Source organism: Pseudomonas sp. E45-MNA-CIBAN-0222 (genome assembly GCF_040310405.1).
GTDB classification, from domain to species: domain Bacteria; phylum Pseudomonadota; class Gammaproteobacteria; order Pseudomonadales; family Pseudomonadaceae; genus Stutzerimonas; species Stutzerimonas stutzeri_AC.
In genome coordinates this window covers 1-252 of the sequence record NZ_JBEOPU010000179.1, presented here as the reverse complement: position 1 = coordinate 252, position 252 = coordinate 1, and the positions used below count along the sequence as shown (strand labels likewise).

Genomic DNA, 252 nt, shown 5'->3' with positions numbered 1-252 from the left:
GAGATTCCCATCGTACAAACCATGATGGCCCTGGGCATGGGCACCGGCCCGGCCGTGGCCTTGCTGATGACCTTGCCGAGCGTGAGCCTGCCGTCGCTGTTGATGCTGCGCAAGGATTTCGATGCGCGGGTGCTGGTGACGGTGGCCGGGTTGACCATGCTGGTGGGGGTGGTGTGTGGGTTGATTGGGGCGGTGATTCTTTAGATTTTCAGTGGGGCTGATGGCCTCATCGCAGGCAAGCCAGCTCCCACC

The 252-nt window shown here is 62.3% G+C and carries 1 protein-coding gene; it reads left to right on the top strand.

What is annotated here, in order from left to right:
* On the top strand, positions 1–204 hold a 204-nt coding region (locus AAEZ08_RS23240), incomplete at its 5' end, for a permease (RefSeq protein WP_500125222.1).
* Between the last annotated feature and the right edge of the window lie 48 nt (positions 205–252).